General features: G+C 52.5%; 15 protein-coding genes. 3 read left to right on the top strand and 12 right to left on the bottom strand.

Annotated features, from left to right (window positions below; genetic code table 11):
• Window positions 1–46: 46 nt before the first annotated feature.
• The 9 genes from glmS to E7746_RS10515 form a co-directional block, all read right to left on the bottom strand.
• Window positions 47–1,891, bottom strand: coding sequence for a glutamine--fructose-6-phosphate transaminase (isomerizing) (gene glmS / locus E7746_RS10555; RefSeq protein WP_136410755.1), 1,845 nt, complete (start codon window positions 1,889–1,891; stop codon window positions 47–49).
• Between the two features lie 138 nt (window positions 1,892–2,029).
• Window positions 2,030–3,262, bottom strand: coding sequence for a 3-deoxy-D-manno-octulosonic acid transferase (locus tag E7746_RS10550; protein WP_136411340.1), 1,233 nt, complete (start codon window positions 3,260–3,262; stop codon window positions 2,030–2,032).
• A 24-nt stretch (window positions 3,263–3,286) separates the two neighbouring features.
• On the bottom strand, window positions 3,287–4,810 hold the full coding sequence (gltX, locus tag E7746_RS10545; protein WP_136410754.1) for a glutamate--tRNA ligase: 1,524 nt from the start codon (window positions 4,808–4,810) through the stop codon (window positions 3,287–3,289).
• 102 nt (window positions 4,811–4,912) lie between these two features.
• Window positions 4,913–5,677, bottom strand: a complete 765-nt coding sequence (locus E7746_RS10540) for a DUF3108 domain-containing protein (RefSeq protein ID WP_136410753.1) — start codon at window positions 5,675–5,677, stop codon at window positions 4,913–4,915.
• Window positions 5,677–6,126 carry a YhcH/YjgK/YiaL family protein gene (locus E7746_RS10535; protein ID WP_136410752.1) on the bottom strand — a complete coding sequence of 150 codons (450 nt, stop codon included), beginning with the start codon at window positions 6,124–6,126 and terminating at the stop codon, window positions 5,677–5,679. The genes E7746_RS10540 and E7746_RS10535 overlap by 1 nt, the downstream gene beginning before the upstream one ends.
• A 27-nt stretch (window positions 6,127–6,153) precedes the next feature.
• Window positions 6,154–6,780, bottom strand: a complete 627-nt coding sequence (locus tag E7746_RS10530) for a thymidine kinase (protein ID WP_202877154.1) — start codon at window positions 6,778–6,780, stop codon at window positions 6,154–6,156.
• A 72-nt stretch (window positions 6,781–6,852) separates the two neighbouring features.
• Window positions 6,853–7,875: a S41 family peptidase gene (locus tag E7746_RS10525; protein ID WP_123395702.1), complete on the bottom strand. Its 1,023-nt coding sequence runs from the start codon at window positions 7,873–7,875 to the stop codon at window positions 6,853–6,855.
• Window positions 7,876–7,884: 9 nt separating this feature from the next.
• Window positions 7,885–8,730, bottom strand: a complete 846-nt coding sequence (locus E7746_RS10520; protein WP_136410751.1) for a DUF3316 domain-containing protein — start codon at window positions 8,728–8,730, stop codon at window positions 7,885–7,887.
• Between the two features lie 21 nt (window positions 8,731–8,751).
• Complete coding sequence (locus tag E7746_RS10515; protein ID WP_238337386.1) at window positions 8,752–11,385, bottom strand: DNA gyrase/topoisomerase IV subunit A; 2,634 nt, start codon at window positions 11,383–11,385, stop codon at window positions 8,752–8,754.
• A 250-nt stretch (window positions 11,386–11,635) separates the two neighbouring features.
• Here E7746_RS10515 and E7746_RS10510 point away from each other — a divergent pair, with 250 nt between their 5' ends.
• The 3 genes from E7746_RS10510 to E7746_RS10500 are packed head-to-tail and all read left to right on the top strand — an operon-like array spanning window position 11,636 to window position 14,390.
• Window positions 11,636–13,180: a glycine--tRNA ligase gene (locus tag E7746_RS10510; protein WP_123395704.1), complete on the top strand. Its 1,545-nt coding sequence runs from the start codon at window positions 11,636–11,638 to the stop codon at window positions 13,178–13,180.
• Window positions 13,181–13,224: 44 nt separating this feature from the next.
• Window positions 13,225–13,809, top strand: coding sequence for a LemA family protein (locus E7746_RS10505; protein WP_123395705.1), 585 nt, complete (start codon window positions 13,225–13,227; stop codon window positions 13,807–13,809).
• Between the two features lie 23 nt (window positions 13,810–13,832).
• Window positions 13,833–14,390, top strand: a complete 558-nt coding sequence (locus E7746_RS10500; protein WP_123395706.1) for an FKBP-type peptidyl-prolyl cis-trans isomerase — start codon at window positions 13,833–13,835, stop codon at window positions 14,388–14,390.
• A gap of 207 nt (window positions 14,391–14,597) precedes the next feature.
• Here the strand turns inward: E7746_RS10500 and E7746_RS10495 are convergent, their stop codons facing one another.
• From E7746_RS10495 to E7746_RS10485, 3 genes are all read right to left on the bottom strand, one after another.
• Window positions 14,598–17,831: a S41 family peptidase gene (locus E7746_RS10495; protein WP_136410749.1), complete on the bottom strand. Its 3,234-nt coding sequence runs from the start codon at window positions 17,829–17,831 to the stop codon at window positions 14,598–14,600.
• A 151-nt stretch (window positions 17,832–17,982) separates the two neighbouring features.
• Window positions 17,983–19,698 (bottom strand): LysM peptidoglycan-binding domain-containing protein, encoded by a 1,716-nt coding sequence (locus E7746_RS10490; RefSeq protein ID WP_238337174.1) that lies wholly within the window; start codon window positions 19,696–19,698, stop codon window positions 17,983–17,985.
• A 22-nt stretch (window positions 19,699–19,720) separates the two neighbouring features.
• A complete protein-coding gene (locus E7746_RS10485; protein WP_136410748.1) occupies window positions 19,721–20,617 on the bottom strand; it encodes a DUF5683 domain-containing protein in 897 nt (298 codons plus the stop codon).
• Between the last annotated feature and the right edge of the window lie 14 nt (window positions 20,618–20,631).

Here is a 20,631-nt window from a genome sequence, read left to right as displayed (position 1 = left end):
AGGTAGTCATTTAAAACCGACTTTGCAACTATTTGGGATGGTAATTTTACTCTACGGTCACTGATTTTGCAAGGTTGCGGGGCATGTCTACGTTGCAGCCTTTCATTACAGCGATGTGATAGGCGAGGAGCTGAAGCGGAATCGAAACAATGATGGGCGACAGCGCCTCGGGTACCGGAGGAATTTCCAGTGTGTGGTCGGCTATCTCCGGAATGGTTGTGTCGCCGCGTGTCACGATTGCTATCACCGAACCTCCGCGGGCCTTAACCTGCTGGATGTTGGAGATGATTTTCTCATGCAGTTCGTCCGACGGAGCGATTACCACTGTGGGCATCTCGCGGTCAATCAGGGCGATGGGGCCATGCTTCATCTCGGCTGCGGGGTATCCCTCGGCATGTATGTAGCTGATTTCTTTGAGCTTCAATGCTCCTTCGAGTGCGCTCGGGTAGTTGTAGCCTCGTCCGAGGTACAGGAAGTTGCGCACATAGGTGTAGGTGCTCGAAAGCTTCTCGATGGCGTCGTTCAGCTTGAGGGTTTCCTTGATGAGCGACGGAAGCTGCTCGATGGAGCGTGAGAACTCCGACAGCTTTTCTTGTGAGATGGTACCTCGAAGCTGAGCCACGGCGAGTGCGAGCATTGCAAGCACTGTCACCTGGCCGGTGAATGCCTTGGTTGATGCAACACCGATTTCGGGGCCGACATGTATATATGTGCCGGTGTCGGTTTCGCGAGCGATTGATGAACCTACTACGTTACATACGCCGTAGACGAATGCTCCGTTTTCGCGTGCCAGCTTGATGGCGGCAAGCGTGTCGGCTGTTTCTCCCGACTGCGATATGGCTATCACTATGTCGTCGGATGTCAGCACGGGGTTGCTGTAGCGGAATTCGCTTGCATATTCCACCGAGGTGGGTATGCGGGCGATGTCCTGAAGAAGGCGCTGGCCTATCAGGGCGGCATGCCACGAGGTGCCGCAGGCTACGATTATTATGCGGCGGGCGTTGATGAAACGGTCGGAGTGGTCGATTACTCCCGAAAGCTTTATTTCGGTGGCGTTGTTGACCACGCGTCCGCGTATGCAGTCAAATATCGTGTTGGGCTGCTCGTAGATCTCCTTGAGCATGAAGTGGGGGTAGCCCCCCTTTTCAAGCTGTGACACCGACAGACGCAAGGTCTGGATATCAATCTTCGAGGGCTCGTTGGCGTTGGTGATTACACGCAACGGCTCGCCGCGCTTGATAATCGCGATTTCATCGTCACGCAGATACACCACCTGATTGGTGTAGTCGATGATGGGGGTTGCGTCGGATGCGATGAATGTTTCATTCTCACCGATGCCGATTACGAGCGGTGAGCTCTTGCGTGCCGCGATTATTGTGTCGGGCTGGTCTTTGTCGATTATTGCGATTGCGTAGGCGCCGATAACCTGGTTGAGGGTTTCGCGCACTGCGTCGATGAGCTCGCAATTGTTGGTCGACTGGATGTATTCGATTAACTTCACTACGACTTCGGTGTCGGTTTCGCTTCGGAACGTGCATCCGTGTTCCTCAAGGGCTTGCTTGAGTACGTTGTAGTTCTCGATTGTCCCGTTGTGCACGATGGCTATTTTGCCGTTGGTGCTGTAATGGGGATGAGCGTTCACATCATTGGGCTCTCCATGAGTCGCCCAGCGTGTGTGTGCTATACCGATTGTACCGGTCGTGTCTTTGGATTCACAGAAGTGCTCAAGGTCGTTTACCTTGCCATGTGTCTTGTAGACATGAAGGTCACCGGCAGCATTTATCAATGCTACGCCGGCGCTGTCATATCCGCGGTATTCAAGTCTGTGTAATCCTTTAATAAGGATGGGATAGGCCTCTTGTTGGCCGATATATCCTACTATACCACACATAATATTATATTAGCTAAAAGTATTTATAAACGTTAATATGAGGTCGGCAATTGAAAATTGGTATGCAAAGGTATGTAAAATATCCGAATATTCAATAAGATACACCCTTAAAGTTGGTTTAGCCTATGTCGACGGCCGTTATCGGCCTATTATGTCGGCATAGATGATTCGCGTGGCGCCGAGATTCTCTTTTATGTAATTTCCGGCGTTTTTGCCGTATTGTTCGCGAAGTTTTTTGTCATTGATAATGGGTTCGATTATGGCATCAAACTCCTCTTTGTTGCTGAACGAGAATCCGCCCTTGCACTTGATTAAGTCGCGGGCTTCCTTGAATTTGTGGTAATGCGGGCCGAAGATTACGGGGATGTCATAGACCGCCGCTTCGTTGAGGTTGTGTATGCCTACGCCGAAGCCTCCGCCTATGTAGGCGATGTTGCCGTAACGGTAGGCGCTCGACAGCTTTCCGTAGCAATCCACGATTATGCAGTCGCACTTGGCGGCCTCCTCGGGTGATGCTGTCGACAAGCGGCACGAGGGGCGGTTGAGCTGCGATTCTATCGCGGCGATACGCTCCTCATTCACTTCGTGAGGCGCTACGATGAGCTTCATTTCGGGATGGGCGTTGAAGCACGGCAGCAGATACGATTCATCGGGCGGCCAGGTGCTTCCTGCCACAAGCGTGAGCGATGCATCGCGGGTCAAGGCTGCGGCTTGGGGTATCTCTACGCAACTCTCCATTATGTCGGTCACGCGGTCAAAGCGGGTGTCGCCTGCCACGGTTACATTTTTGATGCCTATTCCGGCAAGAAGTTCGCGTGAACCTTCGTCCTGCACGTAGATGTGGGTGAAGTAGGTGAGCATTTTGCGGAACTCACCTCCCCAAGGCTTGAAGAAAGGTTGCGACTTGCGGAATATGGCCGATATTATATAGGTGGGAATCCCGCGCAGCTTCAGCTCGTTGAGATAATTGCCCCAGAACTCATATTTGACGAATATCGCCATGCGGGGTTTTACTGTGTCGAGGAATTGCCTTACATTTTTCTTGGTGTCGAAGGGAAGGTACACAACTGCGTCGACAAGCGGGAAATTGTGTCGAACTTCGTAGCCCGACGGTGAGAAGAATGTGAGCAATATCTTGGCATCGGGATGATTGCGGCGAATCATCTCGATCAACGGACGCCCCTGCTCGAACTCTCCGAGCGATGCGGCGTGAATCCAGATGTAACCTCCTTCAGGCGACAGTTCCTTCTTGAGGCGCTGCATCGTGACTGCTTGCCCGTCGATGATTTTACGGGCTTTCTCATGTCGCAACGATGCTATTTTTACGCCTAATGAGTAGAGGTGTATTGCGAAGTCGTAGAAAGGTGTCATTGGCACGTGCTAAGACGATGTTGTTTATGCGTTGATGCGCTCGACGGCGAGATTGATGCGGCGTATGGTTTCGTCTTTGCCGAGAAGCTCGGTGATGTCAAACATGTGGGGGCCCTTGCATTCGCCCACTACCGCAAGACGGAACGCATTCATGACATTGCCGAGGTGATAGCCCTTGGATGCAATCCAGTCGAGCACTATCGGTTCGGCCGACGCGCAGCTGAAGTCATCGATGCCGCGCAGCGTTTCGATCAGCTCGCCCATAATGCGGGGAGTGTCCTCGCTCCAGCGTTTCTTGATGTCCTTGGGGTTATAGCTGTCGGGCTCCTTGAAGAAGAACTTGGCCTGGTCCCAGAGGTCACGCACAAAGTAGATGCGTCCTTTTACAAGACCGCAGGCGCGTGCTATGTAGTCGTCACTGAAATTATCGGGGTCGATGCCGTTGTCGCGGAGTACGGGCTTGAACAGCTGTGCGAGTTGGTCGTCGGGAAGCTGCTGAAGGTACTCGTGGTTGAACCAGCGACCCTTCTCGTAGTCGAAGCGTGCGCCTGAACGCGAGCAGTGGGCGAGATCAAATTTTTCGATAAGCTGGTCCATTGACATGATTTCGCTGTCGTCGCCGGGATTCCAGCCGAGCAGGGCGAGGAAGTTGACAACGGCTTCGGGAAGATAACCCGATTCGCGATAGCCCGATGACACCTCGCCACCTTCGGGATGCCATTCGAGGGGGAATACGGGGAAACCGAGGCGGTCGCCGTCACGCTTGCTGAGCTTGCCTTTGCCGTCGGGCTTGAGCAGCAAGGGAAGATGTACAAACGATGGTGCGGTGTCGCTCCATCCGAATGCTTCATACAGCAGCACATGTAATGGTGCCGAAGGCAGCCACTCCTCGCCGCGTATCACATGAGTTATCTCCATCAGGTGGTCGTCGACTATGTTGGCGAGATGATAGGTGGGCAGGTCGTCGGCGCTCTTGTAGAGAACCTTGTCGTCGAGAATAGATGAGTTTATGGTCACTTTTCCGCGCAGAAGGTCGTTTACCTCTACATCTCGTCCCGGCTCAACCTTGAATCGCACGACATACTTCTCACCGTCGGCGATGAGTCGGTCAACCTCTTCCTTGGGAAGGGTCAATGAATTGCGCATCGACATTCTTGTTGATGCGTCATATTGGAAGTTGGGGATTTCGGCACGCTTTGCCTCAAGCTCGGCAGGGGTGTCGAATGCTATATAGGCTTTGTCGTTGTCGAGCAGCATCTTTACGTGTTCACGGTAGATGTCACGACGCTCGCTCTGCTTGTAGGGACCGTATTTGCCGCCTTTGCGCACACCTTCGTCGATTCCTATGCCCAGCCATGCCAGTGCTTCGTTGATATAATCTTCGGCGCCGGGAACGAAGCGGGTCGAATCGGTGTCCTCGATGCGGAGAATCATGTCGCCGCCATGCTGACGGGCAAAAAGATAGTTATATAACGCTGTGCGTACACCTCCTATGTGAAGGGGTCCGGTAGGTGACGGTGCAAATCTTACTCTTACTTTACGGTCCATTTCTACTATGATTTTTAGACAATGTTTAAAAGTGGTTGCAAAGTTAAGAATAAAATCCCAAACTGCATCCACATGTTAGGTTATTGAGACGTTTTTGACCTACTATTCCGCGTTTTGTGCTCCGGTAAAGTAGGCGTGTACCTTTCCGAGGGCGAGTATGCCTTCAAGTTTTATTGGAATTCGGTTGTCATCGGCCGATATCCATGTTGACATTGAGTCCGATGATTGTTCGCCGTTATGAGTGAATGCAAAGCTGAGGTGGTAGGCCTGCCATGCTTTTTTCTCGATTTTTATCGTTTCGATTCCGTCATATCTAACTCGAAGTTTCTCTACTTTCTTGCCCGAGAACACGTTGAGGTGTATCTCCGAGCCCACGGCCATGTCGGCGAAATCGATTGTGCGCAGGTAGTAAAACACCGACAGCATGTCGACCGTCATCCCTATGGCGTGCAGCACGGTGTCGGACTCGGATACCTGTCCGTTTTTCTTGCGCCGGTAGCGTGACGCATATCCCGACACTTCGTCGCCGTTGCGGGAGTAACGCACTATGTCACGATTGTAAGTGCCGCCCTCGTGGGTGTTCTTCTTGTAAATCTGCGGCAGGCATCCTTGTCGCAGCATGGTCGATTCGAGAGTGTCACGCACGCGGAACACTTTGTCGGCCCAAGGCACGGTCTTGGCTGCCAGCTTGGCGTGATAGTGTTGGCCGTCGCTGCGCAATGACAACACGGCGGTTGCAGCCTGCTTGTTTATAAGCCCCCATTTGTAGAGGATGCTGTAGTGGAGGTCTTCATCGGGCAGGTCGTAAGCGAGCATTTGTCCCGCTACGGCTGCAATCAAGAGGAGGGTTAGATAAATGTGTCGCATTACAGTGCTATTTTTACGCAAAATTTGTGGTGTGTTCCGTTACCTATGTTTGGCGCATGGGCGTCCTCGGGAAACAATATTATATATTGTCCCGGAGTTACAGTGACATAACATTGCGGCTTGTCGCTGAAGAAAGCCATGTCACGTTCCTTGTCGTAGGGTTGCTCGACAAGGCTGAGGCCGGAGGTGACCGACCATCCTATCGTTTCGGGACCACTCAGCGGCACGTGGATGTCAAGGTAACGGCGATGTGCTTCAAGCAAAGCGTCGTCGGCGTTACGCAGATTGACCTCCTCGCGGTTTACGCGGATGTCGCCGTTGTCGTCAAGCAATATCGAGCCGGTCATGAACGGGTCGTGACGATGCTCGTTGATCCATTTCAGCGCACGTGCTATTTCGGGTGACAGGCGGTCGCTGTAGGTTGTGTCTTTTAAATCGGCAAGTATCATAGGGGAATCGGTTGTTATCGGGTTATGTCAAATGAAGGGAAGTGCGTGACGGGTGGCCTGCTCGATGCGTTTGTTGCGCCAACACTTGCGGCAAACGGCTATGTAACGGTCGTTACCACCTATCTCAAGCTGGTCGCCTTCGACAACGAAGTCGCCGTTGGAGTCGATGCGTGCGTTGACGATTGTCTTGCGTCCGCAGCTGCAGGTGCTCTTTATCTCGTCGATTGAGTCGGCTATCTCGAAAAGTCGGCGTGATCCCTCGAAGAGGTGGGTCTGGAAGTCGGTGCGCAATCCGTAGCATATTACGTTGCTTCCGTAGTCGTCGACTATTCGGGCGAGCTGGTCAACCTGGTCGGCACTGAGAAACTGCGCTTCATCGATTAGGAACCAGTCGATTACCGTCATCGTTCCCTCAAACATCTCCTGGGCGAGAAGGTAGAGGTCGGTGTCGGGATAGATCCATAGGCATTTGCGCTCGATGCCTATGCGCGAGCGTATTACGTTATCCTTCTCCCTCGTGTCGATTATCGGCTTCAGGCAGGAATAGGTCATGTTGCGCTCCTCGAAGTTATAGGCTTGGGTGAGCAGCAGGGCGGTCTTTGCCGACCCCATGGTTCCGTATCGGAAGTATAGTTTGCCTTTTCGATTCATCATTGTCCAATTGATATACAAACGTAAAATTATGAAAAATAGTTGATTCGCTTTGCAAATTAGCGTCACGGTGCGTTATTTTCCACCGCCCGAAGTGAGATACTCTATCGCAAAGTCGAGTATGGTGTCGTGGCCGTTTATGGCCGCCGCAGGATCGAGGTTTATTGCGCATCCGGCCGTAGGCTCGATGCCGTTTTCGGTGGTGTTGCCCTCGGCGTCAAGTACCGAGCAGGCCGAGAATCTTACGCCCCAGCCGCAAGGCAGTTCCGAGTTGAACGGCATTCCGCTTCCTCCGCCGGTGGTTGAGCCTATCATTGTGACGCGGGGCAGCAGCTTCATTATCGAGGCGAAGTTGTTGGCTGCGCTGAAGGTGCCTCGGCTTGTGAGTACGGCTATGGGCTTGCCCCACATTATGCGTCCCGACTCGGCCGGGTCGAAATAGTAGGCGTAGGGCTTGGAGAAATCCTTGTGACCGGGGCCGGTCTTGTGCGAAATGTAACTCACAAGTGTGCGCTCGGTTATGAATCGGCGCACAAGAGTTTCGACATTTGTCATGTTGCCGCCGCCATTGTCACGTATGTCTATTATAAGAGCGTCACATGAGTTAAGGTAGAAGAGTATCTGGTCGAGATTGCCTTCGCCTATCGTGTAGCCGAAGCTGCCGTAACGCATGTAGCCTATGTTTTCGGGAAGAATGGCATAGTCGATGCCCGAAGTCGACAGATAGTTGAAATTGAGGTAGTGCTCCTCGACAAGTCGTGCGCTGTAGTTTTCGGGATAGTCGCTCCACCATTTGCGGTAATATGATGTGTTGAATGTGGCGGTGAGATTGGTGTGACCGTCACGCAGTTCGTTGAGCATATCGGCACACACGTCAAATAGTTCCTTGGAGGTCATCTGGTTGCTCACCTTGGGGCTGTAACGTGCATAGACCTCGTCCCAGTCAACGCCCTTTTCCTCAAAGAAGCAGTAATGCTCGTCCATTATTTTCCACAGTGCCTCGAAGTTGCCCCGAGGATTGTCGTCCCACTCTTCAAGGCTGTGACATGATGAGAGCGTGAGGAGGGCCAATATCAGATATGCATATATACGGTTCATGATTCAGTGTCAATATAGTGCTGAGATAATGCGTGCGTTGTTGTCGGCTTTGCGCGACGGATTGAGGCTGATCCACTCGGTTGTCACGCCTATCACGGCCGAATAGGTGATGGTGCGTGTCGTGATGTCGTTTATCGATGTCGACAGGATGTTGTTGCGGAATCCTACACGTAACGATGTCGCGCCGAGGTGCAGGTCGGCCGTCACGAAATTTTCCATCCTGAAGTAGTTGCCCCACCATGCGCAGTGGGCCAGTCCCGAGTGGTTGCCGAGGTAGATTTCATAGAACAGCTCACCGTAGTCGGGCGAGAAGAATACTCCCGTCAAGGGTATTGTGGGCTGGTAGCGCAATGTCACGGGTAGGCGTCCTATCTTGACATTCCACGATGCGTAACCGGTGAGGTTGACTGTCCAGGCGGCTTCGACGGCTACGGGATTGTTGCCGTTGCGTGCGTTATACACACATCCCAGGTCAAGGCTTGTGCTGCCGCCTCCGGCCAGCGTTATGTTGTGGGGGAGCTTGAATCTGTAGGTCATTCCCCATGAGAAGTCGGCTACAAGCCTCCACATTGTCGCGTTTTTTGCGGGGTTGTCGGTGCGGTTGAGGTCGATGCCAGCAGTGAGCCTCATCACCCACTTTTCAGGATTGAACTTCATCGCCTGCATGCGCTCGTAGTTCAATGCCATGTCCCATCCTTTGTATTTGAGCGGAGTGAGATAGGTGTTGGCGAGTGTGGCTCCTCCTATTTCGTAGGTGTAGGACGATGTCACGGGGCGCAATGTGGCCGGCTCATCCTGGGCGAATGCCATGGCCGACAACATCACGCACAATATTGATAAGAGTAAACGTGTCATGATTCTATTGGTCTTGTCGCATTAAAATATGCGTTGTTGTCCGTTGATTTCGTCACGCACTTCATCGTCGGAGCGTTCGGGCTCTACGGGTGCGTCGTTGTCATCGTCGGGGGCCGGCGGTTCTTCATCGTGCAGGTCGACTTCGCGCGGCTCGAGTTCGGTTATCGATGCCACTTCGTAGGTGGTGAGTCGCTTGCCCTTGGCCTTGTAGCTCTTCACCGCTATGAAATCGACTGCATCCACCTCCATTGAGCCTCGGAATTCATCGCCGCCGCCAAATGTCACGCACAGTCGGCAACCTTCGGCGTCGCTAAGCAGGAGCAAACGTGACTTTTCGTTGTCGCCGATGAACCGTGTGCGCTTGTTGGTGGGCTCGAATGTGAAGCGCTTCAGATAGGGGTAGCCTTGGTCGGCATCGTAAAGCACGGCCGTCCACACATGCCCGGGGCGATACTTCTCTATGCGCAGGATGTTGTCCTCGTAATGGTTGGTGGCGTCGAATGTCGACATGTAGTATTCGCCGCTCTTCAGCACTACGAGTATCTGGTCGTTGCCTGCAAACTCGCCGAGGAATGTGCCTCGTTTCTCGTAGTTGAGTCGCAATATGTCGGGGTCAAACCACACTTCGCGGCCTCCAAGCGTTGATGCGCCTTTCTCTTTAAGCGAAAATCGGTGTACTTCGTTCTTCGTGACGATGTTGCCTTGCGACTGCTTTCCCTTTATGGTGAGTTCGCTGAAGTCGACATCAAACTGCAGTGTCTTCAGGCGTTGCTTGGGCTTCAGTATTACCTTCACCACTTCGGCCTCGCCGTTGGGATTGGCGGTGAACCACATTACCTTTGAGCCGGGCAGTCCCTGCGTCAGGTCATATTCCTTGTCGCGCGTAATGCCCGTTACGGCAAATCGCTTCATATAATAGATGCCGCCCTTTCCGTTCTGATATATTACATTGTATATAGTGCGCTGGTCGTTGCGCTTGAACACGTTGACATAGAGCACGTTCTTGCCAATGAACATCTTCTCCTGCACCTTGACGATCTTGTACTTTCCGTCCTTATAGAATATGATTATGTCGTCGATGTCGGAGCAGTTGCACACATATTCGTCCTTTTTAAGCGATGTGCCTATGAAACCCTCCTCGCGGTTGATGTAGAGTCGCTCGTTGGCTTCGGCCACCTTTGCGGCCTCGATGTTGTCAAATCCGCGTATCACGGTGCGTCGCGGGTAGGCGTCGCCGTATTTTTCCTTGAGCGAGGTGTACCATGCTATGGTGTAGTCGACAAGGTGGGCGAGATGATCGTTGATGGCGGCTATGCGTTCCTTGTAGGATGCAATCAGCCGGTCGGCCTCCTCGCTGTTGAACTTCAAGATGCGCTTCATCTTGATTTCCATGAGCTTGAGCAGGTCGTCGCGGGTAATGTCACGAATCAACGACTTGGTGAAGGGCTCAAGTCGCTTTTCGATGTGTAGCAACACATCGTCCATCGATTCACCCTCCTCAAATTCCTTGTCCTTGTAGATGCGCTCCTCGATGAATATGCGTTCGAGCGATGCAAAGTGAAGGTTCTCCTCGATTTCACCGCGCTGTATCTCAAGTTCGCGCTTAAGCAGATTCTTTGTAGTGTCGACGCTGTGACGCAACACATCGCTTACGCCGAGGAAGTGAGGTTTCTTATCCGAGATGACGCAGCAGTTGGGCGATATGCTGAGCTCGCAGTCGGTGAAGGCGTATAGCGCGTCGATGGCTTTGTCCGATGATGTGCCGGGAAGCAGATGAACAAGGATTAGCGCATTTTCCGAGGTCATGTCCTCGACCTTGCGCACCTTGATTTTGCCCTTCTCGGCCGCACGGATTATCGAGTCGCTTATGGTGCCGGTGGTCTTGCCGAAGGGTATTTCGGTAATGGCGAGCGTGCGGTTGTCGATTTTCTCGATTTTGGCTCTTATCTTCACCGAGCCGCCTCTCTCTCCGTCGTTGTACTTGGTGACATCGAGGAATCCTCCCGTCACGAAGTCGGGATAGAGCGTAAACGGCTCTTCGCGCAGATAGGCGATTGCCGCGTCGATTATCTCGTTGAAGTTGTGGGGCAGGATTTTCGACGACAGTCCCACGGCGATTCCCTCGACTCCCTGCACGAGCAGCAGCGGGAACTTTGCCGGCAATGTCACGGGCTCGGGCTTGCGTCCGTCGTAGGACACCGTCCAGTCGGTGGTCTTGGCATTGTACAACACCTCAAGAGCGAAAGGCGAGAGCCGCGCCTCTATGTAACGCCCTGCCGCAGCCGAAGCTCCGGTGAGCACGTTACCCCAGTTACCCTGGGTTTCCACGAGCAGCTCCTTCTGTCCGAGCTGAACGAGCGCGTCGTTGATCGACTGGTCGCCGTGAGGGTGATACTGCATGGTGTTGCCCACGATGTTGGCCACCTTGTTGAAGCGTCCGTCGTCGAGTGTCTTCATCGAGTGCAGGATGCGTCGCTGTACGGGCTTCAGACCGTCGGTTATGTGGGGTACGGCACGTTCAAGTATAACGTAGGAAGCATAGTCGAGAAACCAGCTTTGGTACATTCCACGCAGCTGATGGCGCACGATGTCGTTGGATGTGTCGACTGTGATGCATTGCTTGCCGTGGGATGAGGTGACGCCTTCGTCAGGCATCGTTTCTTCGGCGTCGTCGGGAGTATATGTTTCGTCGCTCATTTGGTGATAATGATTTCGAGAGTAAAACTTTATGCATGTCATGCATTCCTACAAAAATACTAAAAAAATCGCAAATGAGCCCTTGTAAAGGTATAATTCTTTAATTTCGGCGATGGAATGACGCTGTGTAGCGATTGAAATTTTGTCGATTCAAGCATTTTTGTGTATCTTTGCCAGCTGAAAATCATTGATTAATAACATAAATAAGATGGCACAACAAGAAGACTCATTCAAGAAGATTGTATCACATGCCAAAGAATACGGCTTTGTGTTCCCTTCCAGCGAAATATACGATGGACTTTCGGCTGTTTACGACTACGGTCAAAACGGCGTGGAGCTGAAGAATAACATCAAGCGTTATTGGTGGGATGCCATGACATTGCTTCACGAAAACATCGTGGGCATCGACTCGGCTATCTTCATGCACCCTACGATATGGAAAGCGTCGGGACACGTTGACGCATTCAACGACCCGTTGATTGACAATCGCGACTCCAAGAAGCGTTATCGCGCCGATGTGCTGATAGAGGAGGAGATTGCCAAGATGGACGACAAGATTGAGAAGGAAGTCGCAAAGGCTCGCAAGCGTTTCGGCGAGAATTTCGATGAAGCTCTTTTCCGCGAGACCAATCCCCGCGTACAGGAACATGTGGCAAAGCGTAACGCGCTGCATGAGCGTTTCGCCAAGGCAATGAACGACAACGATCTTGATGAGCTGCGCCAGATAATAATCGACCAGGAGATTGTCGATCCCATTTCGGGAACCAAGAACTGGACCGAGGTGCGTCAGTTCAACCTGATGTTCCGCACCGAGATGGGTTCTACCGCCGAAGGTGCAATGACAGTGTATCTGCGTCCCGAAACCGCTCAGGGTATATTTGTAAACTACCTTAACGTGCAGAAGACAGGCCGCATGCGCATCCCGTTTGGTATCGCCCAGATAGGTAAGGCTTTCCGTAACGAGATTGTAGCCCGTCAGTTCATATTCCGCATGCGTGAGTTTGAGCAGATGGAGATGCAGTTCTTTGTGCGTCCCGGTCAGGAGCTCGAATGGTTCTCAAAGTGGAAGGAAACACGCTTGAAGTGGCACAAGGCTCTCGGTCTTGGCGATCACAAGTACCGTTACCACGATCACGAGAAGCTTGCCCACTATGCCAACGCCGCTACCGACATCGAGTTTGAGATGCCCTTCGGTTTCAAGGAGGTTGAGGGAATCCACTCACGCACCAACTTCGACTTGTCGCAGCACGAGAAGTTCTCGGGCAAAAAAATACAATACTTCGACCCCGAATTAAACGAAAGTTACACTCCTTACGTTATAGAAACATCTATTGGCGTCGACCGCATGTTCCTTTCGGTGCTCTGTTCAAGCTACGAGGAGCAGCAGCTTGAAGGCGGCGACACCCGCGTGGTGCTGCATCTGCCCGCCGCTTTGGCTCCGGTGAAGTGTGCCGTTATGCCCCTTGTACGCAAGGACGGTCTTCCCGAAAAGGCGCGTGAGATTGTCAATGACCTCAAGTTTGACTTCCCGACCCACTATGAGGAGAAGGATTCAATCGGAAAGCGTTATCGTCGTCAGGATGCCATTGGTACTCCCTACTGCGTGACAGTGGACCATCAGACACTTGAGGACAACACCGTGACACTGCGTGAGCGTGACTCCATGGAGCAGAAGCGCGTCAACATCGACGACCTGCATCGACTGATTCACGACAATGTGAGCATGAATGCTCTCCTCCGCAAGCTCGGTTAAAGAGTGCATGAACATAAACTTACATTTACTAAAACCCCCTCCTTATGAATCTTAGCAGACTTAAATTCATGGTTGTCGGAGCCGCTTGCGTGCTCGGCCTCTCGTCGTGCAACTACAACTCACTCGTTGACAAGCAGCAGAGTGTCGATCAGAGTTGGGCTGAAGTGGAAAACCAGTATCAGCGTCGTGCCGACCTCATACCTAACCTCGTGGCCACCGTAAAGGGCTATGCCGCACACGAGCAGGAAACCTTCACCAAGGTGACCGAGGCGCGTGCCAAGGCTACATCGGTCAACATCGATGTAAATGACCTGAACGAGGAAACTCTTGCGCGTTTCCAGGAGGCTCAGAACGAGCTTACCGGTGCGCTGAAGTCGTTGCTCGCCGTTACCGAAGCCTATCCCGACCTGAAGGCAAATGAGAATTTCCGTGACCTACAAGTGCAGCTTGAGGGAACCGAAAATCGCATTACTACAGCTCGCGGACGCTACACTGAATCGGTCAAGGACTACAACACATCGATAAAGAAGTTCCCTACAAATATTTATGCCGGATGGTTCGGATTTGACCCCAAGCCCCAGTTCAAGGCGGCTGCCGGTGCCGAGCAGGCTCCCACCGTCCAGTTCTAAAGCGATAACACCAATTATTTTCAATGAAAAAATTACCTCTGATATTTTTATTTATCGGACTCGTAGTGGGATTCATTTCTTGCAGTGAGGAAGATGAAAACTGGAATGAGTACAAGGAGTGGCGCAACACCAACAATGCCTGGCTTACCGAGCAGGGAAAGCGCCTCAATCCTGACGGTACTCGATATTATGATACTATTCGCCCCGATTACGACAAAGGCCAATATGTGCTTGCACACTGGTTTAACGACCGCAAGCTCACACAGGGCAATCTGAAGCCTTACTACACTTCGACGGTCGATGTCAAGTATATCGGACGACTTTATAACGATGAGCCGTTTGACTCAAGTTATACGCTTATGGCCGACTACGGCGATTCGATTTTCCGCACAAAGGTGGGTCGTGTGATTGCCGGATGGACCATTCTCCTTCAGGAGATGCATGTAGGCGACTCGGTGGAGGTGCTGATTCCTTACCAGTCGGCTTACGGAGCATCGGGTTCAGGCTCGATTCCTCCCTACAGCAACCTGAAGTTTGGCGTCAAGCTTGTAAACGTTCCTTTCTGGGAAATTGAAGAATAGTACATTATTTTTACTGACTTGATAAACGGCGAGTCAGTGTCATGATAAACTGCACCCCAAAGTCCGATACAAGGACTTTGGGGTGCAGTTCTTTTTATGCTCTGACCTATACATGACACGACAACCGCAGGAGCAGGTATAAAATAGCATCGCCTCCGAATGTCAGTCGACACATCGGAGGCGATGTAAAGATAATGAAGTTTGTCGTTATTTTGCGTCGATTTCCTTCAGGAGTTCTTCGACGGCTTTGCGAAGCTGCTGGTCCTCTCCTGTCACGATGACTCCGGGCTCGTTGACAACCTTGAAATCGGGCTCAAGCTGGCTGTTTTCAAGATAGTTGCCTTCGGCTGTGCGGTAGCCTATGACGGGGATTCCGAATACGAGCGAGGGATCCTGCATGGTCACCCAGTTGACGCTGGTCATTGTGCCGGGGACGGGCATTCCCACGAGTTTGCCGAGGTTGAGGTGCTTGTAGACCCAGGGAGTTCCGTGCGCGTTACTGTAGTTGGCCTCACATTGTACCATGATGCTGGGCTTGTTCCAGCGACGGCTCGGCATGTCACATATATCCTCTCCGCGTATCACCTGAGTGAGATATTTCTTGCCGCTGAACAGCACTTCGATATCCTCGTGGAGTCGTCCGCCTCCGTTCCAGCGTGTGTCGATTACGATTCCGTCCTTGTCGACATACTTTCCGAGCAGGTCGGCATAGATTGTGCGGTAGCTTGCATCGTCCATCGACTCAAGGTGTACGTATCCAAGACGGCCGCCCGACCATTTGTCGACATCGGCTGCGCGTTGCTTAACCCAGCGGTTGTAAAGCAAGGTGTTCATCGTGCCCGAGCTGATGGGGAGTATAACCTCGTCCCAAGTCTTGTTGTCGGCCGGATTGTGGATTGTCACGAGCGTCTTCTTGCCGGCAATATCGTTGAATATCGCGGTGTAGTCGGTATTGTTGTCGATAGTTTCGCCGTTGATCTTTTCGATTATGCATCCTACGGTTATGTCGCTGTTCTTGCGGTCAAACGGGCCTTTTTCGATAATCTCGTCCACTTTAAGACCCTTTCCGGTATAGGTCCAGTCGTAGAGCAGGCCGAGGCTTGCCGTGCGGTCGCCCGACGATGAGGGGCGATAGCGTCCGCCGGTGTGTGACACATTAAGCTCGCCGAGCAATTCGCTGAGCAGTTCGGCAAAGTCGTAGTTGTTGTTGATGTGGGGCAGGAACTTGCGATAGGCCTTGGTCATTGCTTCCCAGTCGATGCCGTGCATGTTCTTGTTGTAGAAACGCTCCTTCTCCTCCTGCTTAACGTAGTCAAACATGTACTCGCGCTCAGCTGCGGGATCGAGTTTCAATATAGCCGAGAATGTTATCGGGGTCATTGACTCGGAGTTGGCATTCATCTTTTTGAGCGACGAGCTTCCGAGAAGGAATATGTTGTCGCCCTTCTTGTCCATTCCGAAGTTGAGAGGCGATGTGTTGAGCTTGTTGATAAGCCTTACATCACGCTTGCGCAGATTGATTTTCCACAGGTCGTAGGCTTTTTCAAATGCAGCGAGGTAGTAGAGGTTCTCACCGTCCTTGCTGAAGATGTATCCGCCAATGTCACTTGACGCGGGAGTTACACGAACGATTCGGTCCTCGATTCCGTCAAGCTCCACAACGATGTCATCGGTATCGTCGTCACTTTCGGCCGACTTCTCTTTCTTGTCGTCGTTCTTCTTGTCCTTCTTCTGCTGCTTTTCGAGCTCCTTGCGCAACTCGTAATCCTCCTTGCTAAGACGATACTTGTCGTAGGCGTCCTGGTTGAGGAATGCAAGCATGATGTCGTTCTGCGAGCCCCATGATGCGTGACTTCTCAAGCCGTAACGGTCGGAAACAAAGGCGATGGCATTGCCGTCCATTACCCATTGGGGTTCCATGTCGAAGTAGGATGAGCGGGTGATGTTGGTGACCTTCGGGGTGCCGGTGGCGTTTACGATTGCGATGTCGCTGTAGGGTTCGTGTCCGTTGCCGGTCAATTCGATGACAAACCACTTTCCGTCGGGCGACCACTTGTAGTCAAATCCGCCGTTACGCTCGGGATAGGTCGAGCCGTCGGTAATCTGACGCACTTTCTTGGTGTCGAGATTCATCACCATGAGCTTGCGGCGATCCTGGATGAAGGCTATCTCCTTGCCGTCGGGCGAATACTTGGGATAGGTGCGCTCTACGCCATCATTGGCTTTTACGAGCGGAGTTTCATCGATGAGTGTTGCATTGGGGAAGTTGGCGTCATCTTTGCGGTTGATTTTTGCCACATATATATTAGGGTGTCCCTCGCGCTCGCTTGTGTAGGCGATTGTGCGGTTGTCGGGAGCCCATGCCGGTTGACGCTCGGCGGCCGGAGTCGATGTAATCTGCTTGGTGGTGGGGTATTCAACCGATGTCACAAACAGTTCGCCTCGGTTGACGAAGGCCACCTGCTTGCCATCGGGCGATACAGTGGCTTCGTTGGATGAGCTTACGCTGTATTTCTTTATGGGATTCTCCTCGTCGAGCATCAGGTCGATGTTGACTTTGCGCGGTGCGGCATCGCCCTTCTTGGTGTATATCTCGCCGTCATAGGTGAATGCGAGAGTTCCGTCGGCGCCCTGTGAAAGGAAGCGCACGGGATGGGTCTTGAAGTTAGTGAGCTGCTTTACCGCCGACGGATTGTCGATGGGGAACGAGTAGACATTGAACGTGTTGCCGTTGCGCTCGCTCAGCAGGTAGACGGTCTTGCCGTCGACCGACATGACGGGATTGCGGTCCTCGCCGGCGCGGTTGGTGAGATTGGTGTGCTTGCCGGTCTTTGTGTCGTAACGACACACATCGCGGGTCACCGATGAGGTGTGATGCTTGCGCCATTCGTCCTCAAATCCCTTCTGGTCGTTGTAGAGGAAGAAGTCGCCGTCGAGCGAGTAGCTTATCTGCAATGCGGGTGTGCTGAGAAGCTGTGTTATGCGGCCTCCCGTCACGGGCACGCTGTAGACCTCGGTGAGGCGTGACGAGGGGAACTGTGCGCTTGATGCTACATCCTGTATCGCGGCCGAGAAGAGCACGTTTTTGCCGTCGGGAGTGAATGATTCGGGAATCTCGTTGGTGGAGTTGGTCGTAAGTCGGGTGGCTTTACCTCCGTTGGCCGACATCAGGTAGACATCCATGTTGCCGTTACGGTCACTGGCAAACGCGATGCTCTTGCCGTCGGGCGACCACACGGGGTTGGATTCGTAGGACGGTTGGGTGGTGAGGCGTTGTGCCGTGCCTCCGTTAGCCGCCACTTTGTATATGTCACCTTTATAGGTGAACGCAATAGAGCTGCCGTCGGGCGATATTTTCACATCGCGCAACCATAGCGGAGTGACAGCCCATGAGGTCGCTGCAATTGATGCAAAGGCCAATGGTAAAAGTAATTTTTTCATTCTATGTATTGATTGGTTTTTTATAATGCAATGAGTTACAAAGTTATTGAAATATTTGTGGACGGTAAAGTTATTTGGCGTAAAAATGAGCAAGGTGCATCATTTGTAAACGATGCACCTTGCTTATGGGAATATGTTTTTTTGAGCGGGATTACTTGCGGGGAATCTTCAGTTTCTGTCCTGCCTGAATTGCCGAGCCGCTGATGCCGTTGGCTTTCTGTATGTCGGCTATTGTCACGCCTCGGTATTTGCGGGCGATTTTGGAGAGTGTTTCACCTCTCTTTACGGTGTGATAGGTGTAGGAGGGCTTTGCCGCGGCCTTCTCCTTGGCTGCGGTTTTTTCCTTGGCTGCGCTCTTCTTGGGCGCGGGCTTTTCTACGGTTTTCTCTTTTTCAACAGGCTTCTCGGCTTTGGGGGCTGCGCTTTCCTGCGAGGCTGTTTCGGTCGAGTCGGTCACTAAGGTTTCGGCCGGCTGCACTGTGCCCGAGTTAGGCTCGTCGTCCTGCGCTTGCGTGCTTTCGGCTGCTGCAAGGCTGCTGTCGTCGGTAGTTTCCGTTTTGGGTTCGGGTTCCGGTTCCTTTACACGTGCAACACGCTCGTAGGTGTTTATCTTCAGTGTCGAACCGGCGCGAAGCGAGTTCTTGCGCAGTCCGTTCCACTTCTTTATGTCGGCTGTCTTGACTCCGTAGCGCTTTGCTATCTTCGATAGTGTTTCGCCTTTTTTCACTACGTGTCTTTTGACAACAAGTTTTGTCACATAGTCGCTGTCGGGGTCGTCGTCGATTGTTGTCACGGGCTCGACCACTTTGCGTCGGGCGTAACGGTTGTAGTCGTGCGACAGGATGCTGTCCTCGCTCATGATGTAGCTGTAGACCTGCATCGACGGCAGCACGAGGGAGTAGGGGCGCACATCACCGGGAATCACATCGCGGCGATATTGCGGATTCAGCACACGTATCTCTTCGATGGGTAGATTGAGTATGTCGGCAATCTGTTGCAGATGCACGCGCTTGTTCACGTGTACCGAGTCGGTTATTATCGGACGCTTGGCGAGTGCCGGGCTTATGTTGTGCTGGTTGTAGTAGTTCATCACGTAGTTGGCAGCGATGAAGGCGGGAACATAGCCTCGGGTTTCGGCCGGCAGCAGGTAGTAGATGCTCCAGAAGTCCTTGTTTTCGCCTCCTGCACGACGCAATGCCTTGTTAACGTTGCCGGGGCCGCAGTTGTAGGCGGCGATGGCGAGCGACCAGTCGTTGTACATGTCGTAGAGCTGCTTAAGGTAGGTGGCGGCGGCTTCCGACGACGCGTATGGGTCGCGACGCTCGTCGACGAGAGTGTTTATTTCCAGTCCAAGTCCTCTTGCGGTGGGGAGCATGAATTGCCACAGTCCAGTGGCTCCGGCGCGTGACACCGCATCGGGGTTCAACGCCGACTCAATCACCGGGAGGTAACGCAGTTCGAGGGGAAGACCTTTCCGCTCGAGTGCCTGCTCGAATATCGGCATATAGTAGAGGCTCATTCCGAGCATGCTCTCCACGAGGTCGCGACGACGCTGCACATACATGTTGATGTAGGAGCGCACAACCTGGTTGTAGGGCATCTCGATTTCGGTGGGCATCGATGAAAGACGCTTTATGTACTCCTCGTCGGTTGCATTCACCACAGGTGTTTTGGCATAACTGTCGTTAAGAACCGCATAGTTCTTAAGGTACCAGTTTTGCATCATCTTGTGGGTGTCGGTTTCAAAACTTTCGGGATATATGATTGAATTGTCGGTAATCGAATTTTTTAAAGTCAGAATCGATGAGGCGGCGCTTACTGCCAGTGACGATGCTATAAGCAATAACGATGTGACAAATTTATTCATTTCGGTGGTCAGGTGGTAGAGATTAAAAATTAAGAGCCCACTGTAGCCCGATGCCTACTCTTGAGTTGCGGGTGTCGGGAATCAGAGTGGGATACACATCCATTGTCAAGTCGGGAGAGATGTCGAAGTGCGACAGTGACGCATCGACATAGGCGTCGACCATAGCGATGAGATAGACGCCTACCATGCATATTATGCAAAGGTCGCGGTTGCGGCGATAGAAGTCCTTGCGGGCTTTGAAGGTGCGCTCCATCCATGAGCGGTTGAGATCCTCTTCCTTTGCATTGGGCGGGAAGAAGTCCATATAGCTTTTGGTCGACGGGTCGTTGTCCATCAGGTCACGATAGGCCTGGGTGTAATCGTTGAGCATGCGGTTGTTCCACGATGTGGCGTAGCCGAGGCCCATGAATCCGCCTATTACGATGGGGAGTTTCCAGTAGCGGCGGTTGTAGAGCTGTCCAAGGCCGGGAAACAGCGCCGACATCCACACAGCCCTCGTGGGGTCGGGGTTGAAGTCCCTCACCACGTAGTCGGGGTCAAATTCGTCGTCGGGATTTTTCGCGGTTGCCGTGGTGTCGGTTTCGACAGGCACTACTGCTATCTGCGTCACTTTAAGGCTGTCGCCGGTAAACTCAACCGAGTCGCCTACTACCTCCACGCGCTGATGACGCGGCACGGTGAGCCACATCGAGTCGGGAAATTCGCTCAAGTCGGGCTCAGCCTGAACGGGATCATTGGGAGTGGTATTGTCGGGCTCCTCGATTTTTATCGGTTTCCGTGGAAGTTGAGGCCGTTGTGGTGAATCAGTTGCTGAAAAAATGTTAAAAGGGAATACCAACGTGAATATTAATCCTAAAATCACTATTCTCGTCGATAGGTCCAATTTATCGTATTTATTGCGGTCTTGACCTTTGCTCATTGTTTATGTTGTTG

This window comes from Muribaculum gordoncarteri (genome assembly GCF_004803695.1).
In the GTDB taxonomy this organism is placed as follows: domain Bacteria; phylum Bacteroidota; class Bacteroidia; order Bacteroidales; family Muribaculaceae; genus Muribaculum; species Muribaculum gordoncarteri.
This window is presented reverse-complemented; position numbering and strand designations above follow the sequence as displayed.